Here is a 15,547-nt window from a genome sequence, read left to right as displayed (position 1 = left end):
TGCCTTTTAGCCCGAAAAATGCAAATCCCGAACCCGAATTCCGAATTGAGAGGAAAGTGGTAGAGAGATGTCCCGTTTTAACCTGATTGCCGCCACCGCGCTCGTCGCATTGACCGGCATTTCCCTGCCCGCCTTTGCCCAGGACACCAAGGATCCTGTCATCGCGAAGATCGATGGCACCGAGATCAAGAAGTCCGACCTCGACCTCGCCATCGGCAACCTCGATCCTCAGCTTGCACAGCTGCCCGACGACCAGAAGAAGCTCGCGGCACTCAGCACGATCATCGACGCCAAGGTCATCGCCGTGAAGGCCCGTGCCGAGAAGCTCGACCAGACGCCCGATTTCAAGGCGCGCCTCGATTTCATCCTCGATCGCGAACTGCACAACACCTATTTCAAGAAGCATGTCGTCGATACGGTGACCGATGCCGAGGTCAAGGCCCGCTACGAAAAGGAAGTCAAGGCGCTGCCGCCGGTCGAGGAAGTCCGTGCCCGTCACATCCTGGTCAAGACCGAGGACGAGGCCAAGACGATCATCAAGGAACTCGGCGAGGGCAAGGATTTCGCCGAACTCGCCAAGGCCAAGTCGACCGATCCCAACAAGTCGGATGGCGGCGACCTCGGCTACTTCAAGAAGGGCATGATGGTGCCGGAATTCGAAGCCGTCGTGTTCACCATGAACAAGGGCGACGTCACCAAGGTGCCGGTCAAGACCCAGTTCGGCTTCCACGTCATCAAGGTTGAAGACAAGCGCACAGCCCCGCCGCCGGCCTTCGACCAGGTCAAGGACCAGGTCAAGCAAGTCGTGCTGCGCGACAAGTATATGGAAATGCTCAAGACTTCGCGCGAAGGCGCAAAGATCGAGGTCGACGATCCGGCGCTCAAGAAGCTCTATGACGAAGCGAACAAGACCGCCAAGTAATTGATAGTTCGCGAAGTGGCGCCCGGTCTCCGGGTGCCATTTTTGTTTACTTCCGTGCCGATCTGACGGAGAAGCCGATGCCTCACACCGTTTCACCGCTCGCGCCCAAATCCTTCCCCGACATGCCCGCCGTGGATGGCGTCCGTATGGCCACTGCAGAGGCGGGCATCAAATACAAGAACCGCACCGATGTGCTGCTGATGGTGTTCGACGAGCCGGCTAGCGTGGCGGGCGTCTTCACCCGTTCGAAATGCCCTTCGGCGCCGGTCGATTTCTGCCGTGTCAACCTGGCGACGGGCCGGGCGCGTGCCGTCGTGGTCAATTCCGGCAATGCCAATGCATTCACCGGCAAGAAGGGCCGCGCGGCGACCGAGCTGACGGCCAAATCCGCGTCCGAAGCGATCGGCTGTGGCGTGGACGAGATCTATCTCGCCTCCACCGGCGTGATCGGCGAACCGCTCGATGCAACCAAGTTCGCAGGCGTTCTCGGCGACATGAACGGCAAGGCGAAGGGCGATTTCTGGCTCGACGCCGCCAAGGCGATCATGACCACCGATACCTATCCGAAGGTCGCTACGCGCACGGCCGAGATCGGCGGCGTCAGGGTCACGATCAACGGCATCGCCAAAGGTGCGGGCATGATCGCACCAGATATGGCGACGATGCTGTCCTTTGTCGTGACGGATGCGGATATTGCTCCTGGCGCACTTCAGGAACTGCTCGGCAAGGGCGTCGGCCCGAGCTTCAATGCGGTGACGGTCGATAGCGACACATCGACCTCGGACACGCTGATGCTGTTTGCCACGGGTGCGGCGAAAAACCGCGGCCAGAAGCGCGTCGAAAAGGCCTCCGAGGCCTCCGGTTTTGCCGATGCGCTCAACGCCGTGCTGCTCGACCTTGCGCATCAGGTGGTGCGCGACGGCGAAGGCGCACGCAAGATGGTCGAAGTGACCGTTACGGGCGCTGTAAGCGACGAGAGCGCCAAGCGGATCGCGCTGTCGATCGCGAATTCCCCCTTGGTCAAGACGGCGATCGCCGGTGAGGACGCCAATTGGGGCCGCGTGGTCATGGCTGTCGGCAAGGCCGGCGAACCGGCCGACCGCGATCGCCTGGCGATTTCGTTCGGCGATATCCGCGTGGCGGTCGAAGGCGAGCGCGATCCTGATTATTCGGAGGCAGCCGCATCCGCCGTCATGAAGGGGCAAGAGATTCCCGTGAAGGTCGATCTGGGGCTTGGCGATGGCAAGGCAACCGTTTGGACCTGTGACCTGACCAAGGAATATGTCGAGATCAATGGCGACTATCGCAGCTGACGTTCCAAGATTGCCGCTGGTCCGCCGGCTGGAGGCTGCGGGCTTCCGGGCTTGGCCGGCCGCGCGCGTTACTTTCGATGGCAGCTGGCAGCTTCGCATCACGCCAGGCCATCCATCCAAGCGGCTCAACAGCCTTGTGCCGCTGGATCCGCATGACGAGCGCGACATGGAGGCCCGCATTCGCGCGGCCGAGGCCGCCTTCGCCGCCGAGGGATTGAACGCAGCCATCCGCCAGTCGCCGCTCTGCCCGCCAGCACTGCCTGATCTGCTCGGTCGTCTCGGCTGGCACAGCGGCTATGAGACGCTGGTGATGATGGCCGATCTTGATGAGCTCGATCTCGAGGGCGGCATGGATCACCTGCCGACCCATGATATACAGCGGTTTGCCGAAGCTTGTGTCAGGATCGACGAGGCGCGCGATACGACGACCGCGACTGTTGCGAGTATCATCTCGGCAATCGAGCCGGCGGCTGGCTTGTTCCTGATGGAAAGCGCAGATGGTCCTTCGGCTGTCGGCATCTGCGTGCAGGACAACGATCTTGCCGGGCTGCAGCAGGTCGTGGTCGCGAAGAACCTGCGCGGCAAGGGCATCGGCCGGGAACTGGCCTCTTCGGCACTGCGCTGGGCGCGGCTACGCGGCGCCCGGCAGGCCTGGCTGCAAGTGCTGGTCAAGAACACCAATGCCCGGAACCTCTACGATTCGATGGGCTTCAAGGACGCCTACACCTATGCCTACTGGCAGAAGGGAGAATGGGTTTGAGCGGCGAGCCGAAGAAGATCGTGCTGGTCGCCGCCTGTGCGTTGGTCGATACGGATCGCCGCGTGCTGATCGCGCAGCGCCCCGAGGGCAAGCCGATGGCGGGCCTGTGGGAATTCCCGGGCGGCAAGGTCGAAGCCGGCGAGACGCCCGAGGAGACATTAATCCGCGAACTCAAGGAGGAACTCGGCATCATCACGCAGGTGCCGTGTCTTGCGCCCCTGACCTTCGCCAGCCATGCGTACGATGACTTCCATCTGCTGATGCCGCTCTATATCTGCCGGCGCTACGAGGGCATCGCGCGGGGCCTTGAGGGCCAGGCGCTCAAATGGGTCCGGACCCGCGATTTGCGGACCTATCCGATGCCGGCGGCCGACGAGCCGCTTGTGCCATTCCTGGTCGATCTGCTCAATTGAATCGTTAAGAATAAGTTTCTGTTAAGGTTTCGTTTAGGTCCCTGTGGCAAAAATCAAGCTCGTTATGATTTTGATTTTTCTACAGGACTGACAGATGAACAATGAGCACTGGCATGAAGAGCCGGACCGGGAGTTCGTGAGCGTCAAGCCTAACCGCATGGGCGCTCTCAACATGGCACTCCTGTTCGGGACGGCGGCGATCGCCCTTTCCCTGATCGTCACGCCGATGCTGGCGCCCGACAAATCCGGCGCCCGGCTTCAGGCGAGCACGATGGATTACGACAATATCACGACCGGCTCGGTGCCGGCGAAGGACAGCAAGACCAGGCACTATACGATCCGTCGCAGCGTGCTGTCGGAGAATCCGGGCGATGCGTGCATTGTCGGTGAATCCGACGAGAATGGCGGCTGCTGAAGGCGTTTCGTCATTAGTGGCAATTATCGGAGCCCGGCTAAGCCGGGCTCTATTCGTTTTCAGCCTGGGCACCCCCCTCTGCCCGGCAGGGCAGAGGGGGGTGCCCAGCCCTTACACTCAGCCCTTCGGATCCTTCAGAGCATCGGCGAGACGCACCGTTGCCGAACCCGGCTTCAGGGGCTTGGCCTGGCTTTCATGTGGCGCCCAGCCAGAGAGATAGGTGATCGAGAAGGTCGCCCGAATGCGTCCGTCCGGGTCGGCATAACGTTCCGCATAGAGCTTGGCCGCTTCGATGAAGAACTGCCGCGAGACCGGCCGGCGTGAGCGATCGGCCAGCATGTTGGTCATGCCGAATGCCCGGAGGTCCTTCATCAGCCCGAAAAGGGATTCATAGCGGACGGTATAAGTCTCGACATCGGCGACAGGTAGCGCAAAGCCCGCCCTTTGCAGCAGCGCACCGATGGAGCGCACATCGCCAAATGGGATGACGCGGGGACTCGCGCCGCCATAGAGCCGGGTCTCGGTCTCGAGTAAGACTTCATTGAGTTCGCTGAGTGTGCCGCTGCCGGGTATTGCAGCGAGGAAAAGCCCGTCCGGTTTCAACGCCCGGCGAATGCGGATCAGGCTGCCGGGCAGGTCGTTGACGACATGTAGCGACAGCGGCGCCAGAACGAGATTGAGCGAAGCGGGCTCTAGAGGAACATCCTCGAAGCTACCGGCCTCAATATCGGCGTTGCCGGCCACATCGACGCGCTTCAATTCCCCGATCTTGCCCGTCATCATGGCCGCAGTCGCAACACTGCCAGTGCCGCCAAACATCTCGGCCGCATGATCGAAATGCCGCTCGACGGCATGCAGGCGGAAGGCGAGCTCCTCGGCCGCGAGATCCATGAGGAAACCCGCCTTCGGTTCGAAGCTTTTCGCCGCGCGTTTGCGCCGCGCCACCACCAGGTCGGGATCGAACAGAATATCCATGTCATGCGCTCGTTTGTTTTTCTCGCAAAGTCACGAGGCCTCGCATAATGTCAAGGAATGGAAGAGCTGGACACGAAAACGAGGCGGCCATTCTTCACGCCGCTGCTGGTCAGATATGCGCGTGCGCAATGGCATCGCGCGTCCGATTTCGTGTTTCCGCCGACCTGTCCCGGCTGCGGCCGGATGAACGCCAGCCATGGCGCGCTCTGCCAGGAATGCTGGCAGGATATCAGCTTCATCGAGCGGCCCTATTGCGAGGTGCTCGGCACGCCGTTCGAGCATGATCTCGGTGCCGGGTTCCTGTCGGCCGAGGCGATCGCCGATCCGCCGGTGTTCGACCGCCTGCGGTCGGTCTGCACGTTCGATGGCACGGCCCGCAAGCTGGTGCATGGGCTCAAGTACCGCGACCGGACCGAGCTTGCGCCGATGATGGCGAAGTGGATGGCGCGTGCCGGCGGTGAGGTTCTCGCCGAATGCGACCTGATCATCCCCGTGCCGCTGCATACCTGGCGGCTGTTGTCGCGCCGCTTCAACCAATCGGCGGAGCTGGCCCGGGCGTTGGCGGAGATCACCGGCAAGCCGCTTGCCGCCAATGCCGTGCGGCGGAAGAAATCCACGGCGCAGCAAATCGGGTTGGGAAAGGCGCAGCGTGAGAACAATATGCGCGGCGCGTTCGAAGTCACTGTTCAGGGCAAGACGGAGCTTTTCGGCAAGCGGATCGTTCTGGTGGATGACGTCTACACGACCGGTGCGACCGTCTCGGCCGTGACCCGCGTCATGAAGCGCGCCGGTGCCGCGGATGTGACCGTGCTGACCTTCGCAATGGCCATTGCAAGGCCGGGCGCCGGCATTATATGAGATATCAAAGGGCTGAGACCCAATCGTTTGGAGAAGATCATGGCTTCGGTCGTCATCTATACACGTCAATATTGCGGCTATTGCTCCGCGGCGAAGTCCCTGCTGGAAGGCAAGGGCGTGAACTATGTCGAGCATGACGCCACCGGCAATTCAGGGCTGCGCGCCGAGATGATCGAGAAAGCGCGTGGCAAGAGCACATTCCCGCAGATATTCATCAACGGCCAGCATGTCGGTGGCTGCGATGATATCCACGCACTTGATCGGGCCGGCAAGCTCGATCAACTGCTTGCCGCTTAGGACATAAAGACATGGTCAAGGTCGCCGCCATCCAGATGTGCTCCGGGGTCGATCCCGAGAGGAACATGCGCAGCGTGGAAAAGCTGGTGCGCGAAGCGCATGCCGCCGGCGCCACCTATATCCAGACGCCCGAGATGACCGGCGCGCTGCAACGCGACCGCAAGGGGCTGATGGAAATCCTGCGGCCGGAAGCGACCGACCTGATTGTCGCCGGCGCTTCGGCTCTGGCCAAGGAACTTGGCATTCACCTGCATATCGGCTCGACGGCGATCCTGCTCGACGACGGCAAGATCGCCAATCGTGGCTTCCTGTTCGGTCCCGATGGCGGCGTGGTTACCCGCTACGACAAGATCCATATGTTCGATGTCGATCTCGACAATGGCGAGAGCTGGCGCGAGAGCGCGGTCTACCGTCCCGGCAGCGAGGCGCGGCTGGCTGATCTGCCTTTCGGTAGATTCGGCTTTGCGATCTGCTACGATGTGCGCTTCCCGCAGCTCTTCCGTGCCGAGGCGGTTGCCGGCGCCGAGATCGTCAGCCTGCCCGCCGCCTTCACCCGGCAGACCGGCGAGGCGCATTGGGAAATCCTGATCCGGGCGCGGGCCATCGAAAACGGCGTCTTCATGATTGCCGCAGCGCAAGCCGGCGTCCACGAGGACGGCCGCGAGACGTTCGGCCATTCGATGATCGTCGATCCATGGGGTCGCGTGCTGGCGATCGCCGGTGGCAGCGGTGAGGCGGTCATCACGGCCGAACTCGACATTGCGGAAGTGGCGGCCGCGCGTCGAAAAATCCCCAATCTCAGGAATGCGCGGGAATTCGAAGTAAAGGAGACGGCGCCCGATCGCGCCGCTGTGGCGTGAAGATTTGATCAATTATTCCCTTCAATGTGATGCCGGGCACCAGTTCGAGGGCTGGTTTGCCTCGAGCGCGGATTTCGATCGCCAGGCGGAAGCCGGGTACGTCAGCTGTGCCCATTGCGCGTCGAAATCCGTCTCCAAGCTGCTGATGGCGCCGAATGTCACGACGGGCCGCCAGAAGGACAAGACCCAGGCGGTGGTGATGGATAATGTCCGCCGCGACATGATGGACAAGCTCAAGGAGGCGGTGCGTGAAGTGCGCGCCAATGCCGAGGATGTCGGCGAAAAGTTTCCCGAGGAAGCCCGCAAGATCCATTACGGCGAGGCCGAAGCACGCGGCATCATGGGCCGCGCCTCGCTTGAGGACGCCCAGGCGCTGACCGAGGAAGGCATCGAGATTTCGGCTTTGCCCGACCTGCCCGAGGACGCCAACTGATCACTTCGACGTGATCGCAAAACCTAACGCACCTCGATCTTTCGCAGGCTTCTCGAACCGTTTCTTAACCTTGATGTGTGAGAAACGAGTAAGTTGTTTCGCGTTCACACATATCGAGTATTGCGTTTCATGACCCTTCTCCAGGCATCCGAAAAGGATTTGCCGGAAACCGGTTCCGGCGGGCTGAAAGGCCTGTTGGGAAAGGCATACGAACTCCTGACATCAAGCGACGGCGACGGACGCGCGGGCCGCAATGCCCTGATCGCCTTCATGATCCGCATCGTCTCGGCGGCAATCGCCTTCATCTCGCAGATCGTTTTGGCCCGTATGATGGGCCAGCACGAATACGGCATCTTCGTCTTCGTCTGGGTGCTGGTGATCCTGATCGGTAACCTCTCCTGCCTCGGCTTCCATTCGGCGCAGATACGCTTCCTGCCGCAGTTCGAGGCGGCCAACGATGTCGAGCGCATTCGCGGCCTGACGGCGACCGCGCGGCTCTTTGCGCTGATGTCTTCGACGGCAGTTCTGCTTGTCGGCCTCGTGGCGCTGCATTTCGCGCAGGGGCTGATCGAATCCTACTATGTGATGCCGCTCTATATCGCGCTGTTCATCCTGCCGATGATCGCGCTCGGCGACACGATGGAAGGCACCGCACGCGCCAATTCCTGGGCCATCGCGGCACTTTCACCGACCTATATCATCCGGCCGGTGCTGATCCTCCTCTTCATGCTGGCTGCGGTCTGGTTCGGTGCCGCGCAGACGGCGCAGACCGCGCTCGTGGCTGGTCTCGCGGCGGCCTATGTCACGACGGTTGGCCAGTTCTTCAACATCACATGGCGGCTGCGCCGGCGCTTCGACCGGGGGCCGGCGAAGGTTGAATTCGCGCCCTGGTTCCGCGTCGCGATCCCGATCTTCCTGATCGAAGGCTTCATCTTCCTGCTGACCAATTCCGATACGGTCGTCACCGGTCTGTTCCTGGCACCGAGTGAAGTCGCGATCTACTTTGCCGCATCGAAGACCATGGCGCTGGTGCAGTTCGTCTATTTCTCGGTGAAGGCGGCGACCGCACCGCATTTCTCGGCGCTGTTTGCCGGGGATGACCGAGAGGCGCTGGCGAAATTCTCCGGCCAGAGCGTGCGCTGGGTGTTCTGGCCGAGCCTGCTCGTCGGGCTGACGGCGCTGGCTCTCGGAAACATCCTGCTCGGCATGTTCGGCGAGGGTTTTACCGCAGGCTACAATGTCATGGTGATCCTGTTTTTCGGCATCATGTGCAAGGCCGCTGTCGGTCCGGGCGAGGTGTTGCTGACCATGGCCGGCCAGCAGTCGCTCTGCGTCAAGCTTTATGTCGTGGCGCTGGCCGCCAATATCGGCCTCAATCTGCTGCTGATCCCGCTTTACGGCATCCAGGGCGCGGCCACAGCCGCGGCGCTTGCCATGCTGGTTGAAGCGGTGCTGCTGCATGTGGCGGTGCGCAGCCGCCTGAAAATCACGCTTTTCGTATTCGCGCGGCCACTAACCGCGCGTCCAGTTCGTGAGGATGTCTGAACCCATGTCGCCGACCCCGACACTGCACGAAGAAGCCTTCCACGCCTCCATGCAGCTTGCGCATGGCGAGATTGGCACGACACGGCAGCGCCCGGCGCCGTCGCTTTCGATCGAGGCGGGACGTCCCGGCCGCGCCCTGTCGATCTATGCGCCGCAGGCCGGCTACGACCTGCAGGAAGAGCTCGATTTCCTCTCGAACCGGGCGATGGAGCCGAATGTCTTCTTCACCAGCCGTTTCCTGGCGCCCGCCATGCCCCGGCTGGAGGACCGCGAGATCAGGCTCGCCGTCGTCCGCGACGAGACGGACGGCAAGAGCCGGCTGCGTTTCCTGATGCCCTTCTCGGTCGAGCGTCCCGGCTTCTCGATCGGCGCGCCGATCATCCGCGCCTGGTCGAATTCCTATGGCCCGCTCGGCACGCCGCTGGTTGATGCCGAAGGTGCGGCCGAGACGATCGACAATTTTCTCGATGCGCTCGGCCGCGAGGAAAGCCGGCTGCCGAGTGTGCTTGTCCTGCCCGACATCCGACTTAACGGCCAGTTCGCCCAGGTGGCGCGCGCGATCGCCATGTCGCGCAACCTGCCGATCACCACGACCAACGAGCAGAGCAGGCCGATGCTCGACAGCCTGCTCGATGGCGACGCCTATCTCAAAGCCTCTATCAAATCGTCGCACATGCGCGAGATGCGCAGGCAGTGGGGTCTGATCGAAAAGCTCGGCACGGTGAAATACGAGATCGCCCGCCAGCCCAGAGATGTCCGCATGCGCATGGAAGAGTTCCTGATGCTCGAAGCGAGCGGCTGGAAGGGCAAGAAGCGCAGCGCGATGCTATCCGACCGCCTGCGTGCCGCCTTCGCCCGTGAGGCGGTGAACAATCTCGCCGAGATCGACGCCGCGCGCATCCACACGATCGATCTCGACGGCCAGGCGATCGCCTCGATGATCGTGCTGATGATGAACGGCGAAGCCTATACCTGGAAGACCGCCTTCAACGAGGAGCTTTCGCGCTTCTCGCCCGGTAAGCTGCTGGTCGCCCAGCTGACCGACTGGCACCTCGATGATGCCAATATCGTGCGCACGGATTCCTGCGCCATCCCCGATCATCCCATCATGAGCCGGCTCTGGAAGGAGCGCGAGGCGATGGGCACGCTGATCATCGGGCTCAGGGAAAATTCCGACCGCGAAGTGCGCCAGGTCGGAACGCAGTTGCATCTCTACCAGAACACCCGCAACGTGGCGAAGATGATCCGCCAGAAGATCATGTCTCTGGGTAGGAAGTAAGCCGGCTTACTTTTCTGGATAACGTCCGAAGTTCGGCGCGGCCACGTCCTGGCCGGCTTCGATGATCGAGCGGCGGACATCGCGGGTGCGGGTGAAGAGTTCGAACAGCTTGTCGCCCTCGCCCCAGCGGATGGCCCGCTGCAGATAGGCGAGATCTTCCGAAAACCGCGACAGCATTTCAAGGATCGCATCCTTGTTGTGCAGGCAGACATCACGCCACATCACCGGATCGGAGGCGGCAAGGCGAGTGAAATCGCGGAAACCCGATGCGGAATATTTGATCACTTCCGATTCCGTCACCGTCTCGAGATCCTCGGCGGTGCCGACGATATTGTAGGCGATGATGTGCGGCAGGTGGGAGACGATCGCCAGCACCTTGTCATGATGCTCCGCGTCCATCTCCTCGACGAGGGAGCCGAGCGTCTCCCAGAAATGCCTGAGCCTCGCGACCTGAGTCGGATCGGCATCGGGGGTCGGAGTGAGGATGCACCAGCGGCCTTCGAACAGCGTCGCAAAGCCGGCATCCGGGCCGGAATATTCGGTACCGGCAACCGGATGGCCGGCGATGAAATGCACGCCATCAGGCATATGCGGCTTCATCTGGTTGATGACCGAGGCCTTGGTGGAACCGACGTCGCTGATGATGGCGCCCGGCTTCAGCGCCGGTGCGATATCGGCTGCGACCGCGCCCGACGCGCCGACCGGCACCGAGACGATGACGAGATCGGCATCCCCGACCGCGTCTCGGGCGCTGGCGTGATAGCTGGTACCCAGGCCGAGTTCTCTAGCGCGGGCAAGCGTCGCCTCGCTGCGGGTGGAAATGGCGATTTCCTTCGCCAGGCCCTTTTCAGCAATCGCCCGCGCAAGCGAGGAGCCGATCAGGCCTATGCCGACCAGGGCGATCTTGTTGAACTCTACGTCACTCATGTCTCGGGAAATCCGGTGAAAAATCAGACCGGATGGCCATAAACCGGGGACGAGGCATTGTCGAGAGGGAGAGAGGCCGCTGCATCACGCGATGTCGGCACACCCTGCGGTGAGAGCACGGGCACGAAGACCCGGCGCGAGGAGCGTGCGAACACCGGCAGGCCCTGATAGAGCCGCTTCTGCGCCTCGACCACGATGACGCCGGAGAAGACCGGCATCACGCGGCGGCCGAACGGCTCCATCCATTGGCAGAGCCTCAGCATCCAGTGCTTGCGGTAGGGCGGAAAGAACAGCGCTTCGGCGAAAGCGCCAGGCGTGAAATTGGCCTCACGCAGGATCGAGGTCAGCTGTCCGCGCGAATAGGGCCGTCCGGCCCCGAAAGGCGTATGCTCCAGTCGCGCCCAGACGCCGCGCCGGTTGGGCACCACGACCACCAGCCGCCCGCCTGGTGCCAGCACCCGCCAGAGTTCCTTCAATGCCTCACGCGGGTTCTCCGCGAATTCCAGCGAATGGACCAGCAGGATGCGGTCGATCGAGGCATCCGGCAGCGGCAGTTCCTCGTCGAACACCAAGGCCGTCGCCGAAAGTGCGCCGGGCGGCCAGTTCACCGCGCCCTGGCCGGCGGGCATGAAGGCGAAGGTCCGCTCCGCACCGCTCTGGAACATTTCAAGATAGGGCAGCGTGAAGCCGAGGCCCATCAGCCGCTCGTCCGGCAACCGCGGCCAGACCGTACCGATCGCGCGGCCGATCGAGGCGATCGCCATCTGTCCGAGAGGAGAATGATAGAACTGTCTGAGGTCAACGATATCGGTACTCATGGGCGAAATGTAACGTGACCGGGTTGGACTTCAAGGGCGATGGCACTACATCTTCGCGAAAAGCATTTTGAACAAACGAGATAGGGACATCCGATGGCAAATCTAGAGATAGAGCTTTTCCGTTGCCGCAGCGATAATTTCGGCGTGCTGCTGCACGATCCCGAGAGCGGCAAGACCGCGTCCATCGATGCACCCGAGGAACAGCCGATCCTCGATGCGCTCACCCGGCGCGGCTGGACACTGACCGATATCTTCACCACGCACCATCATCAGGACCATGTCGAGGCCAATCTGGCGCTCAAGGCGCGCTTCAATGCCGAGATCACCGGCCCCAAGAACGAGGCCGACAAGATTCCCGGCATTGGCTTTGCGTTCGGTGATGGCGGTCAGTTTTCCTTCGCGGGCCACCCCGTAGAGGTGATCGAGACGCCCGGCCATACGGCGGGGCATATCTGCTATTACCTGCCGCAGGACAGGTTGCTGTTTGCCGCCGATACGCTGTTCGCGCTTGGCTGCGGCCGGCTGTTCGAACGCGGCCCGCGCGACATGTGGCAGTCGCTTCTCAATCTGCGCAAGCTGCCGGATGATACGGTGGTCTATTTCGGCCACGAATATACGATGAGCAATGCGAAGTTCGCGCTGACGATCGATCCGCAGAATGCCGCATTGCGCGACCGTGTGAAGGAGATCGAGGCAACGCTCGCCTCAGGCGGTCACACCGCGCCGACGACGATTGGTGTCGAGCGCGCCACCAATCCTTTCCTGCGCGCCGACGATGCCGGCATCCGCAAGCATCTCGGCATGGAAGGCGCGGAGGATTGGGAGGTCTTTGCCGAAATCCGTGCCCGCAAGGACAAGTTCTGATCCGATGCAGCCGATCAGGACCGAGGCCGATATCGCGGCGGCCGCGTTAGCACTCGCCGAGATCGATCCGGCCTTCGCGCCGGTGATTGCGCGCGCAGGTGCCATTCCGCTCCGCCACCGCCCACCGGGCTATGAGGGATTGGCACATATCATCGTCTCGCAGATGGTTTCACGCGCCTCGGCCGATGCGATCTGGGGCCGGCTCGAAGTGTTGACGGGAATGGTGACGGCGGAGAACATCCTCGCCCATTCGGTCGAGGAACTGCGGTCAGTGGGTCTTTCCGGCGCCAAGGAAAGCACGTTGCGCGGATTGGCGCGGGCCTGTACCGATGGGCTGGTTCTGGAGACTGCCGCCTACCTGCCGGCTAGCGAAGCCATCGCCACACTGACGGCGGTGAAGGGCATCGGGCCATGGTCGGCGGAGGTCTTCCTGCTGTTCTGCGCCGGTCACCCGGACATCTTCCCTTCGGGCGATGTGGCGCTGCAAAGTGCTGCGGGCAGCGCCTTCGGCCTGTCCCCACGCCCGGGTGACAAGGCCTTGCGCGCCATGGCGACCCGCTGGCAGCCCTGCCGGTCGATTGCTGCGCGTGTGCTTTGGGCGTACTATGCTGTCCAGCACAAGCGTGACGCAATCCCGGTTGTATAAAAGCAGTAATTGCGAAAAACGTATTCTTTTCAGGGCTTCACAATCCTGTTGCAATACGCCTAGTATGAAGAAGCAGGGAATTCGAATCGATCAGGGAGTAGGACTTGACGATTGCAGTATCACCCCAGTCGCTTCCAGCCCTGGTCCTCAATGCGGATTACAGGCCGCTAAGCTATTACCCTTTGTCGCTGTGGTCCTGGCAGGATGCGATCAAGGCGGTGTTCCTCGACCGGGTCAATATCATCGCGGAATATGAGCAGGCGGTGTCCTCGCCGAGCTTCTCCATGAAGCTGCCGAGCGTGGTCTGCCTCAAGTCCTATGTCCAGCCGTCGCGCTTTCCGGCCTTCACGCGCTTCAACGTGTTCCTGCGCGACAAGTTCGAATGCCAGTATTGCGGCGACGAGGATGACCTGACCTTCGACCACGTCACCCCGCGCGCCAAGGGCGGCCAGACGACATGGGAAAATGTCGTCACTGCCTGCGCGCCCTGCAACCTGCGCAAGGGCTCGAAGCTGCCCAAGCAGGCCGGCATGTTCCCACACCAGAAGCCCTACCGGCCGACGGTGCAGGACCTGCACAATAACGGCCGCCACTTCCCGCCGAACTATCTGCATGAAAGCTGGGTGGACTATCTCTACTGGGATACCGAACTGCAGCCGTAGCGCGTTCTTCAAGCTGGGCTGCAAACGGCGACTTTCCGCGCTTCCGGTGCTCACGTACGAAAAGTACGCTGCGCGCCGGTTCTCGAAATTCGCCGTTTTCGACTCAGCTTGAAGAACGCGGGGCAGCGTCGCGGTTGGGGCAAAGACCCCGCCCCAAACCCCTCCCCACAAGGGGGAGGGGCTTAACTTGCCGCTCTCGTCATGCCTCAATCGCCGTTCCACTTACGGCGACATTGCTGTTGTGGCGATGAGGGTACCACCGATTGGCCCCTCCCCCTTGTGGGGAGGGGTTTCGGGGCGGGGTCTTTCTTGAATCTGCTAGGCCTTCCGCGTCGCCCCAAATACGGCAATCCCCGCCAGGATGAGGCTCGTAATCACGTTCCACCCAGCAAACGACAGTCCCAGCACCCGTAGCGTCGCATCAGTGCAGGACGGGCCGTGTTGGGTGTTGAGATCGTTGAGCAGGTCGGCGGCGTTGTTGGAGATTGCGTTGGCGGAGGTCGCGCATGTCGCCGGACCTTCCCAGAATTTCCACTCGACGCCGGCGTGATAGACGCCCATGCCGGCGCCAACCAGCATAGCAAGTCCCGCCAGCAGCAGCAGCGTGCGGGTGACGGCGGGCGGCGCGTTCATCGCCGAGGAGAGCACTGCCAGCAGGGCGATCGGGATGCCGACGTAATATGGCCAGCGCTGCATGAGGCAGAGCGCGCATGGGATATAGTGGCCGATATGCTCGAAGCCGAGCGCCGAGAGGATGACGACGGCCATGCCTGACGTCAGCAGGACCGCCGGCCACAGCATGGCGCGGGATGTTGCGGGCATGGCAAGCGAGGTCGTGGTCATGGGGCGTTTCCGGCTATTTCAGGTACAGATAAACAAGATATGCGGCGATCAGCAGGCCGGCCGCCAGTCCTGCCAGCCAATTGAGGCGTTTTTCGATGAAATCACGGATCGACACGCCGTATTTCGCAAACAGCCACGAGAGCAACATGAACTTGCCGCCGCGCGCGACCACGGCCGCGACGAAGAACAACAGCAGATTCACGTGAAGCACGCCTGACAAGATCGTTACCACCTTGAGCGGCGGCAGATGCGCGGCGCCCGATGTGATCAGGAACAGCAGGATTAGGTTGATGTCGATGCCATTCTTCATCGCCTCGAATTCATCGAGCTTGCCGTAGAATTCGAGCACTGGGGCTGCGATTGTCGCGAAGGCGAAATAGCCGATCATCCAGCCCGCCACGCCGCCGAGGATCGAGCCCACGGAAGCAATGATGCCGTAGCGCCAGACCTTTTTGGGATTGGCGATCGCCATTGGCAGGAACAGCACTTCCGCCGGTACCAGGAAAATCGAACTCTCGATGAAGGCAATGACGAAAAGCCAGATTTCGGCGGAGGGACGCTCGGCGAGCCGCATGGTCCAGTCGTAAAGGCTTTTCAGCATCGGCACGTCCCGTTGGCGAGTTTGGATTTCGTTCATAGGCTCGGGCGAGGCTGCTTGTAAACCGGGGCGATAATGCGGCGCAGCATGTTTCACGCGATTGTCATTGCCGGGGCGCC

General features: G+C 62.0%; 19 protein-coding genes. 14 read left to right on the top strand and 5 right to left on the bottom strand.

The window, feature by feature from the left end:
* Positions 1-67 precede the first annotated feature (67 nt).
* The 5 genes from IHQ71_RS24825 (at position 68) to IHQ71_RS24805 (ending at position 3,823) form a co-directional block, all read left to right on the top strand.
* A complete protein-coding gene (locus IHQ71_RS24825) occupies positions 68-922 on the top strand; it encodes a peptidylprolyl isomerase (protein WP_258159072.1) in 855 nt (284 codons plus the stop codon).
* 77 nt (positions 923-999) lie between these two features.
* A complete protein-coding gene (gene argJ / locus IHQ71_RS24820) occupies positions 1,000-2,235 on the top strand; it encodes a bifunctional glutamate N-acetyltransferase/amino-acid acetyltransferase ArgJ (protein WP_258159071.1) in 1,236 nt (411 codons plus the stop codon).
* Entirely contained in the window at positions 2,216-2,995 is a 780-nt protein-coding gene (locus IHQ71_RS24815) for an N-acetyltransferase (RefSeq protein WP_258159070.1), read from the top strand. The genes argJ and IHQ71_RS24815 overlap by 20 nt, the downstream gene beginning before the upstream one ends.
* Positions 2,986-3,408 carry a (deoxy)nucleoside triphosphate pyrophosphohydrolase gene (locus IHQ71_RS24810; RefSeq protein WP_258159069.1) on the top strand — a complete coding sequence of 141 codons (423 nt, stop codon included), beginning with the start codon at positions 2,986-2,988 and terminating at the stop codon, positions 3,406-3,408. The genes IHQ71_RS24815 and IHQ71_RS24810 overlap by 10 nt, the downstream gene beginning before the upstream one ends.
* A 94-nt stretch (positions 3,409-3,502) precedes the next feature.
* Positions 3,503-3,823 carry a hypothetical protein gene (locus IHQ71_RS24805; protein WP_258159068.1) on the top strand — a complete coding sequence of 107 codons (321 nt, stop codon included), beginning with the start codon at positions 3,503-3,505 and terminating at the stop codon, positions 3,821-3,823.
* Positions 3,824-3,940: 117 nt separating this feature from the next.
* On the opposite strand, the gene IHQ71_RS24800 is transcribed toward IHQ71_RS24805, so the two are convergent.
* The gene (locus IHQ71_RS24800) at positions 3,941-4,798 is read right to left on the bottom strand and encodes a methyltransferase domain-containing protein (protein ID WP_258159067.1); all 858 of its coding nucleotides are present in this window, start codon (positions 4,796-4,798) and stop codon (positions 3,941-3,943) included.
* A gap of 57 nt (positions 4,799-4,855) precedes the next feature.
* Here IHQ71_RS24800 and IHQ71_RS24795 point away from each other — a divergent pair, with 57 nt between their 5' ends.
* The 6 genes from IHQ71_RS24795 to IHQ71_RS24770 all read left to right on the top strand — a co-directional run bounded on the left by IHQ71_RS24795 (position 4,856) and on the right by IHQ71_RS24770 (position 10,070).
* A complete protein-coding gene (locus tag IHQ71_RS24795; RefSeq protein WP_258159066.1) occupies positions 4,856-5,656 on the top strand; it encodes a ComF family protein in 801 nt (266 codons plus the stop codon).
* A 39-nt stretch (positions 5,657-5,695) separates the two neighbouring features.
* Positions 5,696-5,953 (top strand): glutaredoxin 3, encoded by a 258-nt coding sequence (gene grxC, locus IHQ71_RS24790; RefSeq protein ID WP_258159065.1) that lies wholly within the window; start codon positions 5,696-5,698, stop codon positions 5,951-5,953.
* 11 nt (positions 5,954-5,964) lie between these two features.
* On the top strand, positions 5,965-6,813 hold the full coding sequence (locus IHQ71_RS24785) for a carbon-nitrogen hydrolase family protein (protein WP_258159064.1): 849 nt from the start codon (positions 5,965-5,967) through the stop codon (positions 6,811-6,813).
* A 4-nt stretch (positions 6,814-6,817) separates the two neighbouring features.
* Positions 6,818-7,246 carry a DUF1178 family protein gene (locus IHQ71_RS24780; protein ID WP_258159063.1) on the top strand — a complete coding sequence of 143 codons (429 nt, stop codon included), beginning with the start codon at positions 6,818-6,820 and terminating at the stop codon, positions 7,244-7,246.
* Between the two features lie 129 nt (positions 7,247-7,375).
* Positions 7,376-8,791: an oligosaccharide flippase family protein gene (locus IHQ71_RS24775; RefSeq protein ID WP_258159062.1), complete on the top strand. Its 1,416-nt coding sequence runs from the start codon at positions 7,376-7,378 to the stop codon at positions 8,789-8,791.
* A 49-nt stretch (positions 8,792-8,840) separates the two neighbouring features.
* Positions 8,841-10,070, top strand: coding sequence for a GNAT family N-acetyltransferase (locus IHQ71_RS24770; RefSeq protein ID WP_258162946.1), 1,230 nt, complete (start codon positions 8,841-8,843; stop codon positions 10,068-10,070).
* Between the two features lie 6 nt (positions 10,071-10,076).
* Here IHQ71_RS24770 and IHQ71_RS24765 read toward each other — a convergent pair whose 3' ends face one another.
* Together IHQ71_RS24765 and IHQ71_RS24760 are read right to left on the bottom strand one after the other, a co-directional pair.
* A complete protein-coding gene (locus tag IHQ71_RS24765) occupies positions 10,077-10,997 on the bottom strand; it encodes a prephenate/arogenate dehydrogenase family protein (RefSeq protein WP_258159061.1) in 921 nt (306 codons plus the stop codon).
* 23 nt (positions 10,998-11,020) lie between these two features.
* A complete protein-coding gene (locus IHQ71_RS24760; protein ID WP_258159060.1) occupies positions 11,021-11,815 on the bottom strand; it encodes a class I SAM-dependent methyltransferase in 795 nt (264 codons plus the stop codon).
* A gap of 93 nt (positions 11,816-11,908) precedes the next feature.
* On the opposite strand from IHQ71_RS24760, the gene gloB reads away from it, so the two are divergent.
* From gloB to IHQ71_RS24745, 3 genes are all read left to right on the top strand, one after another.
* Complete coding sequence (gloB, locus tag IHQ71_RS24755) at positions 11,909-12,679, top strand: hydroxyacylglutathione hydrolase (RefSeq protein WP_258159059.1); 771 nt, start codon at positions 11,909-11,911, stop codon at positions 12,677-12,679.
* A 4-nt stretch (positions 12,680-12,683) separates the two neighbouring features.
* Positions 12,684-13,325, top strand: coding sequence for a DNA-3-methyladenine glycosylase (locus IHQ71_RS24750; protein WP_258159058.1), 642 nt, complete (start codon positions 12,684-12,686; stop codon positions 13,323-13,325).
* Between the two features lie 104 nt (positions 13,326-13,429).
* The gene (locus IHQ71_RS24745; RefSeq protein WP_258159057.1) at positions 13,430-13,987 is read left to right on the top strand and encodes an HNH endonuclease; all 558 of its coding nucleotides are present in this window, start codon (positions 13,430-13,432) and stop codon (positions 13,985-13,987) included.
* 318 nt (positions 13,988-14,305) lie between these two features.
* On the opposite strand, the gene IHQ71_RS24740 is transcribed toward IHQ71_RS24745, so the two are convergent.
* Complete coding sequence (locus IHQ71_RS24740) at positions 14,306-14,830, bottom strand: disulfide bond formation protein B (RefSeq protein WP_258159056.1); 525 nt, start codon at positions 14,828-14,830, stop codon at positions 14,306-14,308.
* A gap of 13 nt (positions 14,831-14,843) precedes the next feature.
* Complete coding sequence (locus tag IHQ71_RS24735) at positions 14,844-15,431, bottom strand: YqaA family protein (RefSeq protein ID WP_258159055.1); 588 nt, start codon at positions 15,429-15,431, stop codon at positions 14,844-14,846.
* Between the last annotated feature and the right edge of the window lie 116 nt (positions 15,432-15,547).

The sequence above is a fragment of the Rhizobium sp. TH2 genome, assembly GCF_024707525.1.
Lineage (GTDB): Bacteria > Pseudomonadota > Alphaproteobacteria > Rhizobiales > Rhizobiaceae > Rhizobium_E.
Note: the sequence above shows the minus strand (reverse complement) of the source record. Positions and strands in the feature narration are given on the sequence as shown.

What these genes read in the sequence shown, in the direction of transcription:
- IHQ71_RS24825 (WP_258159072.1), top strand. Translation starts at nt 68, where the DNA reads ATGTCCCGTTTTAACCTGATTGCCGCCACCGCGCTCGTCGCATTGACC.
- argJ (WP_258159071.1), top strand. Translation starts at nt 1,000, where the DNA reads ATGCCTCACACCGTTTCACCGCTCGCGCCCAAATCCTTCCCCGACATG.
- IHQ71_RS24815 (WP_258159070.1), top strand. Translation starts at nt 2,216, where the DNA reads ATGGCGACTATCGCAGCTGACGTTCCAAGATTGCCGCTGGTCCGCCGG.
- IHQ71_RS24810 (WP_258159069.1), top strand. Translation starts at nt 2,986, where the DNA reads ATGGGTTTGAGCGGCGAGCCGAAGAAGATCGTGCTGGTCGCCGCCTGT.
- IHQ71_RS24805 (WP_258159068.1), top strand. Translation starts at nt 3,503, where the DNA reads ATGAACAATGAGCACTGGCATGAAGAGCCGGACCGGGAGTTCGTGAGC.
- IHQ71_RS24800 (WP_258159067.1), bottom strand. Translation starts at nt 4,798, where the DNA reads ATGGATATTCTGTTCGATCCCGACCTGGTGGTGGCGCGGCGCAAACGC.
- IHQ71_RS24795 (WP_258159066.1), top strand. Translation starts at nt 4,856, where the DNA reads ATGGAAGAGCTGGACACGAAAACGAGGCGGCCATTCTTCACGCCGCTG.
- grxC (WP_258159065.1), top strand. Translation starts at nt 5,696, where the DNA reads ATGGCTTCGGTCGTCATCTATACACGTCAATATTGCGGCTATTGCTCC.
- IHQ71_RS24785 (WP_258159064.1), top strand. Translation starts at nt 5,965, where the DNA reads ATGGTCAAGGTCGCCGCCATCCAGATGTGCTCCGGGGTCGATCCCGAG.
- IHQ71_RS24775 (WP_258159062.1), top strand. Translation starts at nt 7,376, where the DNA reads ATGACCCTTCTCCAGGCATCCGAAAAGGATTTGCCGGAAACCGGTTCC.
- IHQ71_RS24770 (WP_258162946.1), top strand. Translation starts at nt 8,841, where the DNA reads ATGCAGCTTGCGCATGGCGAGATTGGCACGACACGGCAGCGCCCGGCG.
- IHQ71_RS24765 (WP_258159061.1), bottom strand. Translation starts at nt 10,997, where the DNA reads ATGAGTGACGTAGAGTTCAACAAGATCGCCCTGGTCGGCATAGGCCTG.
- IHQ71_RS24760 (WP_258159060.1), bottom strand. Translation starts at nt 11,815, where the DNA reads ATGAGTACCGATATCGTTGACCTCAGACAGTTCTATCATTCTCCTCTC.
- gloB (WP_258159059.1), top strand. Translation starts at nt 11,909, where the DNA reads ATGGCAAATCTAGAGATAGAGCTTTTCCGTTGCCGCAGCGATAATTTC.
- IHQ71_RS24750 (WP_258159058.1), top strand. Translation starts at nt 12,684, where the DNA reads ATGCAGCCGATCAGGACCGAGGCCGATATCGCGGCGGCCGCGTTAGCA.
- IHQ71_RS24740 (WP_258159056.1), bottom strand. Translation starts at nt 14,830, where the DNA reads ATGACCACGACCTCGCTTGCCATGCCCGCAACATCCCGCGCCATGCTG.
- IHQ71_RS24735 (WP_258159055.1), bottom strand. Translation starts at nt 15,431, where the DNA reads ATGCTGAAAAGCCTTTACGACTGGACCATGCGGCTCGCCGAGCGTCCC.